We start from the raw sequence: 12,562 nt of genomic DNA, 5'->3' as shown, positions 1-12,562 counted from the left end.
GACGACGCCGACGCCAACGAGCTCCGCACCGCGAAGCACTTCTTCATCGGCGAACCGCTCTCCAGCGACAAGCTCGAGGGCCAGCTCCTGCAGAAGCGGCTCGCCCTCCCGATCTTCGCGAGCGACCCGCTCTCCTCCGTGGCCTACGCACCGCAGGAGCTGCTGATGATCCTGCTGCTCGGCGGCCTCTCCTTCCTCACCTTCGCGCCCTGGGTCGCCGGCTGCGTCGTGGTGCTGCTGGTGGTCGTCGTCCTCAGCTACCGGCAGCTGATCAAGGCCTACCCCTCGGGCGGCGGCGACTACGAGGTCGCCCGCACCAACCTCGGCGAGACGGCCGGGCTGACGGTCGCCGCGGCCCTCCTGGTCGACTACGTGCTCACCGTCGCGGTCTCGGTCGCGTCCGGCGTCGACAACATCATCTCCGCGATCCCCGCGCTGGCCCCGCTCCGGGTCGAGCTCGCGATCCTCTTCGTGATCCTCCTGGCCGCCGTGAACCTCCGCGGCGTCTCGGAGTCGAGCAAGGCCTTCGCCGTCCCCACCTACCTCTTCGTCGCGAGCGTCTTCGTGATGGTCGTCGTCGGCCTCGGCCGCGCGGCCTTCGGCGACGCCCCGATCGCGGAGTCGGCCGGCTACACGGTGCAGGGCGAGCAGCTCACCCAGGCCGCGATCGTCCTGCTGCTGCTGCGCTCCTTCGCCAGCGGCTGCGCCGCGCTCACCGGCGTCGAGGCGATCTCGAACGGCGTGCCCGCCTTCCGCGTCCCCAAGGTCAAGAACGCGCAGCGCACCCTCGTCGCGATGGGCACGATCGCCATCGTCCTCTTCGTCGGCCTCACCGCCCTCGCGTTGCTCTCGAACGTGCACTACGCCGAGAACGCCTGCCACCTCGTCGGCTTCACCGACTGCGCGACGACGCCGCAGCGCTCCGTGATCGCGCAGGTCGCGGCCGCCACCTTCGGCAACAACACGATCCTCTTCTTCGTGATCCAGGCCGCGACCGCCGCCGTCCTGCTGCTCGCGGCCAACACGGCGTTCAACGGCTTCCCGCTGCTGGGCTCGGTCCTCGCCCGCGACGGCTACGCGCCGAAGTCGCTGAACACCCGCGGCGACCGCCTCATCTACTCCAACGGCGTCATCATCCTGGCGCTCGTCGCGGCGATCATCCTGCTCGTCTACCAGGCCTCGCTGACCAGTCTGGTGCAGCTCTACATCATCGGCGTCTTCGTCTCCTTCACCCTCGGGCAGTCCGGCATGGTGAAGCACTGGATCCGGATGATCAAGAACGGCGAGGGCTCGCGCACCGTCAAGACGAGCCTCGCGATCAACCTCTTCGGCGCCACGCTCACCTTCGCCGTGCTCGTCGTCGTCACGATCACGAAGTTCACCCACGGGGCCTGGCTCGTCTACCTGGTGATGCCGATCCTCGGCGTGCTGATGGCGGGCGTCTACCGCTACTACCGCGACGTGGAGAAGGAGATCGAGGTCGACCCGACCACGACCTTCGGCGCGAACGGCGACCACGCCGTCGTCCTCGTCGGCCGGATGAACAAGCCGACGCTCAAGGCGCTCGACTACGCCATCGCCGCGCGGCACGAGTCGCTGGAGGCGGTGCACTCGTCGATCGACGACGCGCAGACCGCGCAGCTCAAGGCCGACTGGGCGCGGATGGACATCGAGGTCCCGCTGCGCTGCATCGCCTCGCCGTACCGCGACATCTCGTACCCGCTGATCAAGTACATCAAGGCGCACCGCCTCGAGCACGGCTCCGAGATCATCACCGTCTACATGCCGCAGTACATCGTCGGGCACTGGTGGGAGGGCTTCCTCCACAACCACAAGTCGCGCCGCATCCGCCAGAAGCTGCTGCTCGTGCACGGCGTCACCGTCGCGCTGGTGCCGTGGCTGCTCGACTCCTCCGAGCTGATCTACGGCCGCCGCTCGCGTCCGATCCCCGGCCAGTCCCGCCGCGGCGAGCCCGTGCGCCCCGTCACCCGCCGGCCCATCCCGCCCGCCTCCGTGCTGCCCAAGGGCGCGGCCGGCGAGGGCGCCCCGCGCAGCGGCTCGCGCACCGCCGCGGCCACCCGCCCGAAGAAGCCCGCCGGCAAGGGCGGCGGCAAGCGCCGCTAGCCCGGCGCCCGCCGGCGACGCCGCGGCGGACGCGAGCCACGGCTCGCGGCCGGTCCGTCGGCCGCCGCTCCCGCCTCATGCTGATCGAGTAGCCCGCGCAGCGGGCGTATCGAGATCCACCAGCGCCAGAGGACGAGTCTGCAGACCACCCTGCTGAGGACGCGGGGTCTCGATACGCCCCTGCGGGGCTACTCGACCAGCATGCGGAGGGCACTGCCGCCACTCAGCGCTGTGGGATCATCCGCGGCCGCGCATCCGCAGACAGGTAGAGGGCCCGCGGCGACTCGCCGCGGGCCCTCGATTTCCCCTTGTGCCTTCCCCCGAAGGCGGCCCGCCCCAACGGGCCGTCATCGACGCTATCGGCGGGCTATGCACCCGCGCATCCTCCTCACGACGGATCCGCGTCAGCCCCCTGGCGTGGTGCGACGCCGAGCGCGAGGTGCCAGAGCACGGCCACCGCGAGCAGGGCGGCGGTCGTCCAGACGACCATGAGGACGGCCGCGTCGACGACGTAGGAGCGGTACGCCTCCTCGAACGGGTCGAGCCCCGAGCCCGAGAGCACCACGCCCGCCGGGACTACCGCGGCGGCGAGGACGGCTGTCCACGCCGCGACCCGCGCCGGGCCGCGGTGGTCGACGGCGACGTGGTGCGGCCGGCGGGCGACGTACCAGACGAGAGCGCCGATCCCGAGACCGACCAGCCCGAGCACCCCGCTGGCGTACTGCGCCCACTTGTAGCCCGCGAACGGTCCGAGCTCCTCGCGGAGGAACGGCAGGGCCGCGACGAATGGACCGCCGTCGTGGGTGAAGGCGTCCCAGAGCACGTGCGACGCCGCGCCGATCACGATCCCGACCATCGCCAGGACGATCGCCGCCGTCCTCGCCCGCGCGGTGCTCGGCGGTGCCGGCGGCGGTCGCAGGCGCACCCGGACGATCCACGGCGCGAGGTCGCGCCAGGCGGGCTGGAGCAGCACCAGCCAGAGCACGAGGCCGACGGCGCCGACCGCCAGGTCGACCGTCACGACCCCGAGCATCGAGTGCGTCGCATCGCGGGCCCAGCGCACGGGCAGGTAGAGGCCGATGTCCGGGGCCATCGCGCCGATCGCGACCGCCGCGGCGGGAATGCGGCTGTTCGTGAACGCCAGAGCGACGACGGCGTGGCTCGGCGTGAACGGCATAGTGCACGGTATCCCGTGCGCCCCTCGCTCCGGCGGCCCCGGACGCCCCCCGCACGGCCCCCGCCCGGGGAGCTCGGAGCGCCGCGACCGTAGAATCGTCCGGACGTCCGGCCCTCCGGGCTGGTCGAGGCGACGGATCGGAGCGGGTGTGCGGAAGGCGTTCGCGATCCTCCGTCTCGCGCTCGCGGGGCTGGGGGCCGTCGGGCTCGTCGGCGACTTCCTCTACACCCTCGGCTTCCGGCTGTTCCAGATCGACAACTTCTTCGCGTACTTCACCACGCAGTCGAACATGGCCGGCGTCGTCGTCCTCGGTCTCTCCGGCATCGTCGCCCTCGCCCGCGAGCGCGAGCCGCGCTGGCTCAGCACCCTGCGCGCGCTGGTCCTGACCTACATGGTCGTCTCCGGCATCGTCTTCGGGCTGATCGCCGTGGAGGCGAACAACCGCGGCGTCCGCGTCGACGTGCCGTGGTCGAGCGCGTTGCTGCACTTCGTCATCCCGACGCTCGCGCTGCTCGACTGGCTCCTCGCCCCCGGCCGCCGCCCCGTCGCCTGGCGCGGCACCCTCACCGTGCTCGGCTTCCCGATCGTCTGGGGCGTGATCACGCTGGTGCGCGGCGCGCTGATCGGCTGGTACCCCTACTTCTTCCTCGACCCCGCGCAGGTCGACGGCCCGGTGATGTTCGTGGTCTACGACGTGATCGTGCTCGGCCTGATCTCGGGCATCGCGGCCTTCATGCTGGCGCTCAGCCGGGTCCGGCCGCTCGGTGCCGCGCGCGCGACGGAGTGGCGGGGCCCGCTCGCCCGGCTTCGGGAGCGGCTCAGCCGGCAGCGACGGCGAACGGCGTGAGCGCCGACTGCGCGACCACGAGCAGCTCGTCGTCGCTGAGCGACTGCAGCGACAGGGCCTGATCGGCGCCGACGAGCCCGACGAGCACCGCCTCGCCGGTGGTCGGCTCGAGGTTCAGCCACTCCGTGATCCCGGCTGCGGAGCCGACCAGCGACCAGCGCGCGGGCAGAGCCGGATCGGTGTCCCAGAACGGCTCGTCGAAGCGGAGCCAGAGCGTCTCGACGACCCCGGAGCCGATCGCCGCGATCGCGGTGCGGTGCGCGAACGGCAGCGGCGGATCGAACGCGATCGCGTCGCTCTGCAGCACCCCGATCGGCACCGTCACGAGGACGCGGTCGGCGGTGAAGGACTCCCCCGTCGCGAGCCGGATGCTCGCGCCCGTGTCGCTGTAGCCGATGCCGCTGACGGCCGCGCGCAGCGAGATCTCGACGTCGGTCAGCAGCGTCTCGACGAGGGGCGCCAGGCCGTCGGTGAGGACCGCGGAGGCCTCGTCGGAGGAGTCGGCGACGTCCTCCGCGGTGCTGGCGGCCGAGGCGTCGCCCAGCCCGTACCAGGCGGAGAGCTCGGCGGGCGCGGCGCCCGTGCGCAGCACCGGGCCGCCCGCGAGGAACGCGGCGAGGCGGGCGGCGTCGCCGTCCCCGCTGCCGGGCTCGACGGCCGCCGGGTCGGGAGCACCGGAGCCGGCGAAGGCGTCGGCGAGCGAGAGGTCGGTGGGCTGCTCCGCCGCCCACTCGAGCGCACGGGTGAGCCCCTTGGCGGCGGTGTCGCCGACATCGGGGCGGTCGCCGTCGTCGGTGCTGGAGAGGACGGTCGCGAGGTCGACGGCGGAGGTGGTGATCCCGGCGTCGAGGACGCTCTCGCGCAGCGCGGGGCCGGCGCCGACGAGCGCCCAGGCGCCGCTGTCGACGGCGATCGGCCAGCCGTCGGGGGTGCTGGTGGCGATGCGGCCGCCGACGCGGTCGCGCGCTTCGACCAGCGCGACGTCGTAGCCGGCGTCGAGCAGGCGGCGGGCGGCGACGGCCCCCGCGAGACCGGCGCCGATGATCGCGATCCGCTCGCCCTCCTCGGCGATCGCGGCGATCTCGCCGGCCGCGCGGACCCCGGAGTTCCAGGCGCCCTGCAGGGTGCCCGGCTCCTGGGAGTCGGTGGCCTCGCCGGCGAAGAACAGGCGGTCGAGCACGTTCCCGGCCAGGTCGTCCCGGTGCTCGGGGGTCGCCCCGACCGCGAGGTAGGAGACGGCGCCGAGTGCGTACGGGTCCTCGGCCCAGCCGGAGCGGACGAACGCGGCCGGCGTCGGCACGGCGGTGGTGCTGGGCGTGGGCACCGGGGCCTCGGTGACGGAGCGCGTGGGGGTCGGCCGCGGCGGAGTGCAGCCCGCGAGGACCAGGAGACCGGCGCCCGAGGCGGCTCCCGACAGGAAGAGGCGGCGTCCGATCGTCATCCCCGTCATCCTACGTTCTCGCCGCCCGGCGGGAGCCGCGGACACGGGCCGCCCGGCGGACGCCCGACGCCGAGTGGTAGACCTGTCCCATGAGCAACGACATCCGCGAACTCTCCGAGGGCGAGAGCTACCTCGCCTTCTTCCAGGGCGGGCCGTTCGACGGCCAGACCGAGACCCGTGTCAGCACCGAGGGGGGCTACGAGAAGTCGGTCGACGTCTACGCCGCCGTCGACGGCCAGGAGACGCACCTCGTCTACACGTCCGTCTCGGCGAAGGAGGTTGGCGAGTCGGTCCACGTGACCTACGCGCTCGACGCCCCCGACTCCGACCCCGTCGAGGACCCGGAGGACCGCGGCGGCGGATTCCAGTAGTCCGCAGCAGCGCCTCTCCGCTCCCGCGCGGGAGCACGGACGCCGTCCCGGTCGCGATCTCGCGACCCGGGGCGGCGTCTTCGTCTGCGCCGGGAGGCTCTTCATGACGAACCGTGACGTCGCCCAGGTCCGCTCCGAGTCCGCGTCCCTACGATCGCGCCGGAGCGTCCGATCCACGGCCGCCCGGACGGAGACGACGATGCCCACCGAGCAGACCACCGCGACGATCGGCGCGCAGACCGCCGACTTCACCACCGGCTTCAACGAGACGATCGGCGACGAGCTCGCTGCGGTCTTCGCGAGCGAGCAGGCCGACCTCGTCGAGAACGGCGTCCCCGCCGGAGCCGTCGCGGCCGGGGAGCGGCTGCCGAGCGCGACCGTGGTCACCGGGGGCGGCGAGAGCGTCGCGCTCTCCTCCCTCCTCGGCGACGGCCCGGCCGTGCTGGTGTTCTACCGCGGCGCCTGGTGCCCCTACTGCAACATCACGCTGCGCCACTACGACGCGACCCTCGCCCCCGAGCTGGCGAGCCGCGGCGTCGCCTTCGTCGCGGTCAGCCCGGAGACGCCCGACGCCTCCGCCACGCTGGGCGGCGAGCTCGGCTTCACCGTCGTCACCGACCCGGGCAACGCGCTCGCCACCGAGCTCGGCATCGTCACCGCCCCCAGCGACGCGGCGATCGAGGCGCACACGGCGCTCGGCTTCGCGGTGAAGGACTCGAACGCCGACGACACCCCCGCGATCCCGTTCCCGACCGTCCTGGTGCTCGACGCCGAGGGCGTCGTCCGCTTCGCCGATGTGCACGTGGACTACACGACGCGCACCGAGACCGAGGCGATCCTCGCCGCGGTGGACGCGCTCTCCTAACCAGCGCGGGGAGGGGCTGTCAAGGGCCCCTCCCCTCACGGCTCACTCCCCATCCGCGGCGCCACACTCCTTCGAATCACGCATGACGCCGATCCTCGGCGCCGGAAGGAGCACGACTCATGGCAGAGATCACCGCCCACCACGGCCTCTTCAAGGACACGGACCTCCACGTCGACGACACCGGCGGCTCGGGACGTCCCGTCGTCCTGATCCACGGCTGGCCCCTGTCGGGCGAGTCCTGGAGCGAGCAGGTCCCCGCGTTCGCGGCGGCCGGCTTCCGCGTCATCACCTACGACCGCCGCGGCTTCGGCCGCAGCGACAAGCCGCTCACCGGCTACACCTACGACACCCTCACCGAGGACCTGCACACGCTGCTCACCGAGCTCGACCTGCAGGACGTCACCCTCGTCGGCTTCTCGATGGGCGGCGGCGAGGTCGCCCGCTACTTCTCGAAGTACGGCACCGAGCGCCTGCACAGCGTCGTCTTCGCGTCGGCCGTGCCGCCGTACCTGATGAAGACCGACGACAACCCGGACGGACCGCTCGAGAAGTCGGCCGCCGCCGAGATGACCGCCGGCCTGACCAAGGACGAGGACTCGTTCTACGAGCAGTTCACCACCGAGTTCTTCTCGGTGAACGGCGAGCTCAAGGTCACCGAGGCGCAGCGCCAGGACGCGCTCGCGCTCGCGAAGCAGTCGTCCAAGCACGCCGCGCTGGCCTGCATGGCCGCGTTCGCCGGCACCGACTTCCGCGAGGACCTGCCGAAGGTCACCGTTCCGACGCTCGTCATCCACGGCGGCGGCGACGGCACCGTCCCCTTCGAGGGCTCCGGTGCGCGCACGCACGCCGCGATCCCCGGCTCCGAGCTCCACGTCGTCGCCGACGCCCCGCACGGCGTCAACGTCAGCCACGCCGAGGAGTGGAACCGCGTCGTCCTCGAGTTCCTGAAGAAGTAGCACGAAGGAAGGGGCGCTCCGCTGCGGCGGAGCGCCCCTTCCGCGTCCCCGGATCTCGCGCCCTTCCCTGCTGGTCGAGTAGCCGCGGAGCGGCGTATCGAGACCCGCTTCCACCAGCAGTCCCGGTCATGGTGGATCTCGATACGCGCGCTGCGCGCGCTACTCGATCAGCATGAAGGCCGCGCTGCTCGCTCTCTCAGATCAGCCTGAACTGCATGCTGGTCGAGTAGCCGCGGCACGCGGCGTATCGAGACCCGGAAGCACAGTGCGCCGTGCGCGCCCTCGGCGTCACCCCTTCTCCGCGCCCTCCGTGGTGTTCATGATCCGCCGCTGGAAGACGAAGAAGAGCACGGCGACCGGGATCGACATCAGCACCGCCGCCGCCAGCTGCAGCGGGTACTGGTTGCCGGTGCCCAACTGCCCCGAGACCAGCGAGGCGACGCCCGTGGTGAGCGTGTTCAGCTCCGGCGACTGCCGCGAGACGACGAAGTGCGAGAACTCGTTCCATGAGCCCTGGAACGACAGGATGAACAGCGTCACGATCGCCGGCCGCGCCATCGGCACCACGATCGAGCGGAAGGTCCGGAAGACGCCCGCCCCGTCGATCCGGGCGGCCTCCTCGATCGACAGGGGGATCGAGTCGAAGAACTGCTTCATGATGAAGATGCCCGCCGCGTCGACGATCAGCGGCACGATCATCCCCGCGTAGCTGTCGTAGAGCCCGAGCTGCTTGAGGATGAGGAACCGCGGGATCAGCAGCACCACCGCCGGCACGCTCATCACGCCGATGAACAGCGCGAAGAGCAGCCCGCGCCCGCGGAAGCGCAGCCGCGAGAGCGCGTAGCCCGCGAGCGAGTCGAAGAACACCCGCCCGACCGTGACGAAGACGGTCACGATCACCGAGTTCAGCGTCCAGAGCGGCAGCGGCACATCGGTGAACAGCCGCTCGTAGGAGGCGAACGACCAGGTCGCCGGCAGCAGCGACAGCGGATTCGAGGTCGCGTCGGCGTCGGTCTTGAACGACGACGCCACCGAGATCAGGAACGGGTAGATGTAGACCAGCGCGAGGCCGATCAGCAGCAGGTAGCCGCCGATCAGCGAGGCGCGCCCGCGGGCACCGAGCTGCACGCGGCGGTGCGGCAGCGGCGCCTGGGGCGGCGGCTCGGCCTCGGTGCGCGGCTCGGAGTCGACCAGGGTGCTCATCGCACTCCTCCCGTCGTGAGGGTCGTCGCGGCGTCCGCGCGGGCGGCCCGGCGGGTCCGGCGGGCGCTCGGCTCGCCCTTCTCGCGGAGGATCGCGCGCTGCAGCAGCGTCAGGACGACGATGATGAAGAACAGGATGAAGGCGATCGCCGCGCCCTGGCCCCAGCGGAGGTCGGTGAACGACGACTCGTAGGCGAGGTACGCCGGCGTGAGCAGCGTCTTGCCCGGCGCCCCGCCCCCGGTGAGGTAGATCTGGTCGAACACCTGCCAGGTGCCGATCAACCCCAGGGTGAGCACGGTGAACAGCGTCGGCTTCAGCATCGGCAGCGTGACCGAGAAGAACTTCCGCAGCGGCCCCGCGCCGTCCATCAGCGCCGCCTCGTCGATCTCGGCGCCGATATTCTGCAGCGCCGCGAGGAACAGCAGCATGAAGGTGCCCGAGGTGGTGAAGATCGCCATGGTGATCAGCACGCACATCGCGACCGACGGACCGGACAGCCAGTCCCACCAGGTCAGCCCCAGCGGAGCGCCGCCGGCGAACCAGCTGCCGTCGACGCCGACGAGTCCGAGCAGCGAGTGCAGCACCCCGGTCGGGTCCGCCATCCAGGTCGGGCCGTCGGCGCCGAACCAGCCGAGCACCGCGTTGACGACCCCGGAGGCGCTGAAGAGGAACAGGAAGATCACCGTGATCGCGATCGACGAGGTCACCGACGGGAAGTAGAACGCGGTGCGGAAGAAGCCGCGCCCGCGCAGCACCCGGCGGTTGACCTGCACCGCCAGGAACAGCGCGAGCGCGGTCTGCAGCGGCACGACGAGCAGCACGTAGTAGACGTTGTTGCGGATCGCCGTGCCGAAGTCCTTCTGCGCCAGCCCGGAGTCCAGGAGCACCGCCCGGTAGTTGTCGGTGCCGACGAACTGCGCGGTCGGGCCCAGCGGCGAGCCGAGGCCGTTCCAGTTGCTGACGCTCACCCAGAGCGCGAGGGCGATCGGGACGACCAGGAAGACGCCGACGACGAGGATCGCGGGGAGGGTGAACAGCCAGCCGTAGCGGGCCTCGTTCCCGCGGATGCCGGAGCGGCGGCTCCGGGCGGCGGTGGCGGTGCTCATCGGCGTCGTCCCGCGCTACTTCGCGTTCGCGGTGTCGAGCGCGTCCTGCAGGTTGGTCTGCAGGTCCGCGAGGATCGCCTCCGGGTCACCCGACGCCAGGCCCTCGAGGGCCGAGTTGAAGTCGGTGATCACGGTGGCGGCGCCGGCGAAGGCGACCGGGCTGACGGCGTAGTCGTTGCCGGTGACGAAGGCGGCGTTCTCGGGGTACTTGCTCGCGTACTCCGCGGCGCCCGACTCGGTCGACGGGATCACGCCGAACGCGTCCGAGAAGGCGAGCTGCTGCTCGTCCGAGGTGAGCGATGCGACGAGCGACTCGGCCTGGTCGGCGGTGGTGCTGCCGGCCGGGATGCCCCAGCAGTTGCTGAAGGTGAAGGTCGACTTGCCGCCGGGGCCCGCGGGCAGCTCGGCGACCGTGTAGTTCACGTCCGGGTAGTCGGCCTCGAGCGCGCCGTTGATCCACGGGCCCTCGATCACCATCGCGGCCGCGCCCTTGCCGAACGCCTCGCCGGACCAGCCGGAGTCGAGGTCAGCCGGGAACTTCAGCACGCCGTCGCTCAGGAGCGTCTTCACCTCGGTGAGGCCCGCGACGTTCTCGGGGGTGTCCGCGGTGACGGTGGTGCCGTCCTCGGAGAGCAGCGAGCCGCCGGCCTGGTTCATGAAGGTGCCGATGCGGGCGTACTCGGGACCGAAGGAGAGCCCGGTCACGCCGTTCGCGGTCAGCTTCTGCGCGGCGGACTGGAGCGACGCCCAGTCGGTCGGGACGTCCGCATCGGTCAGGCCCGCGGCCGCCCAGAGGTCGGTGTTGATCACGAGGCCGAGCGTCGAGAAGTCCTTGGGCTCGCAGTAGAACTGGTCGTCGTAGGTGAAGGCGTCGCGCAGCGCCGGGTAGAAGGCGTCGGCGTCGTCCGCGTCCTGCGCGTAGGGCTCGAGGTAGCGGTTGCTCGCGTAGGTCTGGAACTGGTCCCAGCTCATGTAGAAGAGGTCGGGCGGGTTGCCGCCCGAGAAGCCCTGGCCGAGCTGCTGGGTGAGGTCGCTGGCCGCGACGACGTCGACGGCGGTGTCGTTCGCCTCGCCCCAGGAGTTCACGGCGTCGGTGACGGCGGTGGTCTCGGCGTCGCCGGACGAGCCGATCATCACGGTGAGCCCGGCGGAGTCGTCCGATCCGCCGCCGCCGCCGCTCGAGCAGGCGCCGAGGGAGAGGGCGAGGCCGCCGGCGAGGACCGCGGCACCCCAGCGTGCCGTTCTGGTGCTGTGCGTCATGTTCTGACCTTTCATGGGTTTCGGGAGGGAGTCGTGGGGAGTCGTGGGGGAAGGAGGCGCCCGGTGTGCGGCGTCAGCTCTCGGAGTGGTGGAGCGGGGTGCGCACGACGAGGTGCGGCGTGATGAGGCGGTGCGCCTCCCCGGGTGCGAGGGGGCGGTGGACGACGTCGTCGCCCTGCTCGCCGAGGAGGAGCTCGAGGGCGCCGGCCGCGACCGCGCCGAGGTCCTGCTCGACGCTGGAGAGGCCGACGGCTCCGGCGACCGGGGTGTTGTCGAAGCCGACGATCGCAAGGCTCGGCCGGCCGACCGCGACGGCCGCCATCGAGGCGCCGAGGGCGAGGGAGTCGGAGACGCAGACGAGCCCGTCGACGCCGGGGTGCGCCTCGAGGAAGGCGATCGCGGCGGAGCGCGCGCGCTGCACGTCGTCCTCGGCCTCCGCGACGAGCAGCGGCACGTCGGCGAAGCGCTCCGCCATCACCCGCTCCCAGCCGCTGCGGCGGTCGTCGCCGGTCGCCGAGCCGGCCGGCCAGCCGAAGAAGGCGATCCGGGAGCAGCCCTCGTCGGCGAGATGCGCGGTGGCCTGCGCGACGCCCGCGGCGCCGTCGACGTCGACCCAGAGGTGCTGCGGGTCGCCCTGGTCGTCGAGCCCCCAGGGGCGGCCGAAGGTGACGAACGGCACGCCCTGCTCGATCAGCCAGGCCGTGCGCTGGTCGCCGTAGAAGGTCGAGGTGAGCACGAAGGCGTCGACGTCGGCGCCGTCGCGGAGCTTGCCGATCCGCTCGATCTCCTCCTCGGGGCTCGCCGCCGTGTAGAGCAGGATCCGCATGCCGCGGGCGTCGGCCTGCTCGGTGACGGCGTGCAGGAAGCGGTCGAGCAGGCTGCCGGAGACGCCGTCGAGCACCCGGTCCATCCGCACGCCGATCGTCCCCGACTTGCGGGTGCGCAGGCGCCGGGCGGAGGCGTGCGGCCGGTAGTTGAGGTCGCCGATCGCCTTCTCGACCCGCTCCCGCGTGCTCTCGCGCACGATCTGCGGGCTGTTCAGCACGTTCGAGACGGTCTGGCGCGAGACACCGGCTGCGCGGGCGACGTCCTCGACGGTCGGCAGTGCCATGCGTCCTCCTCGACGGGTGTGCGGTGGTGCGGTCCTCGGGCTTGATCGTTCAAATCCCGGTGTACCGAGTTATTTGATCGATCAAATTCCTGGGTAATGTT

General features: G+C 71.8%; 11 protein-coding genes. 5 read left to right on the top strand and 6 right to left on the bottom strand.

Going from position 1 to position 12,562, the window contains the following annotated elements:
- Positions 1-45: 45 nt before the first annotated feature.
- Positions 46-2,124 (top strand): APC family permease, encoded by a 2,079-nt coding sequence (locus EDF22_RS18645; RefSeq protein WP_243582199.1) that lies wholly within the window; start codon positions 46-48, stop codon positions 2,122-2,124.
- A 388-nt stretch (positions 2,125-2,512) separates the two neighbouring features.
- Here EDF22_RS18645 and EDF22_RS18640 read toward each other — a convergent pair whose 3' ends face one another.
- Entirely contained in the window at positions 2,513-3,301 is a 789-nt protein-coding gene (locus EDF22_RS18640; RefSeq protein ID WP_123706325.1) for a DUF4184 family protein, read from the bottom strand.
- Positions 3,302-3,449: 148 nt separating this feature from the next.
- Between EDF22_RS18640 and EDF22_RS18635 the strand changes: the two genes are divergently transcribed.
- On the top strand, positions 3,450-4,148 hold the full coding sequence (locus EDF22_RS18635) for a Pr6Pr family membrane protein (protein ID WP_123706324.1): 699 nt from the start codon (positions 3,450-3,452) through the stop codon (positions 4,146-4,148).
- Here EDF22_RS18635 and EDF22_RS18630 read toward each other — a convergent pair.
- Entirely contained in the window at positions 4,120-5,589 is a 1,470-nt protein-coding gene (locus EDF22_RS18630) for an NAD(P)/FAD-dependent oxidoreductase (protein WP_123706323.1), read from the bottom strand. The genes EDF22_RS18635 and EDF22_RS18630 overlap by 29 nt on opposite strands.
- Before the next feature lie 89 nt (positions 5,590-5,678).
- On the opposite strand from EDF22_RS18630, the gene EDF22_RS18625 reads away from it, so the two are divergent.
- The 3 genes from EDF22_RS18625 to EDF22_RS18615 all read left to right on the top strand — a co-directional run bounded on the left by EDF22_RS18625 (position 5,679) and on the right by EDF22_RS18615 (position 7,781).
- Positions 5,679-5,960, top strand: a complete 282-nt coding sequence (locus EDF22_RS18625) for an oligoribonuclease (RefSeq protein WP_123448078.1) — start codon at positions 5,679-5,681, stop codon at positions 5,958-5,960.
- Positions 5,961-6,159: 199 nt separating this feature from the next.
- The gene (locus EDF22_RS18620; protein ID WP_123706322.1) at positions 6,160-6,825 is read left to right on the top strand and encodes a peroxiredoxin-like family protein; all 666 of its coding nucleotides are present in this window, start codon (positions 6,160-6,162) and stop codon (positions 6,823-6,825) included.
- Positions 6,826-6,944: 119 nt separating this feature from the next.
- Positions 6,945-7,781, top strand: coding sequence for an alpha/beta fold hydrolase (locus EDF22_RS18615; protein ID WP_123706321.1), 837 nt, complete (start codon positions 6,945-6,947; stop codon positions 7,779-7,781).
- Positions 7,782-8,069: 288 nt separating this feature from the next.
- Here EDF22_RS18615 and EDF22_RS18610 read toward each other — a convergent pair whose 3' ends face one another.
- The 4 genes from EDF22_RS18610 to EDF22_RS18595 all read right to left on the bottom strand — a co-directional run bounded on the left by EDF22_RS18610 (position 8,070) and on the right by EDF22_RS18595 (position 12,461).
- On the bottom strand, positions 8,070-8,984 hold the full coding sequence (locus tag EDF22_RS18610) for a carbohydrate ABC transporter permease (protein ID WP_123706320.1): 915 nt from the start codon (positions 8,982-8,984) through the stop codon (positions 8,070-8,072).
- On the bottom strand, positions 8,981-10,090 hold the full coding sequence (locus tag EDF22_RS18605) for a carbohydrate ABC transporter permease (protein ID WP_123706319.1): 1,110 nt from the start codon (positions 10,088-10,090) through the stop codon (positions 8,981-8,983). The genes EDF22_RS18610 and EDF22_RS18605 overlap by 4 nt, the downstream gene beginning before the upstream one ends.
- A 15-nt stretch (positions 10,091-10,105) precedes the next feature.
- Positions 10,106-11,350 carry an extracellular solute-binding protein gene (locus EDF22_RS18600; protein WP_123448073.1) on the bottom strand — a complete coding sequence of 415 codons (1,245 nt, stop codon included), beginning with the start codon at positions 11,348-11,350 and terminating at the stop codon, positions 10,106-10,108.
- Positions 11,351-11,423: 73 nt separating this feature from the next.
- Positions 11,424-12,461 carry a LacI family DNA-binding transcriptional regulator gene (locus EDF22_RS18595; protein ID WP_123706318.1) on the bottom strand — a complete coding sequence of 346 codons (1,038 nt, stop codon included), beginning with the start codon at positions 12,459-12,461 and terminating at the stop codon, positions 11,424-11,426.
- Positions 12,462-12,562 lie beyond the last annotated feature (101 nt).

Source organism: Rathayibacter sp. PhB127, from assembly GCF_003751665.1.
GTDB classification, from domain to species: Bacteria; Actinomycetota; Actinomycetes; order Actinomycetales; family Microbacteriaceae; genus Rathayibacter; species Rathayibacter festucae.
This window is presented reverse-complemented; position numbering and strand designations above follow the sequence as displayed.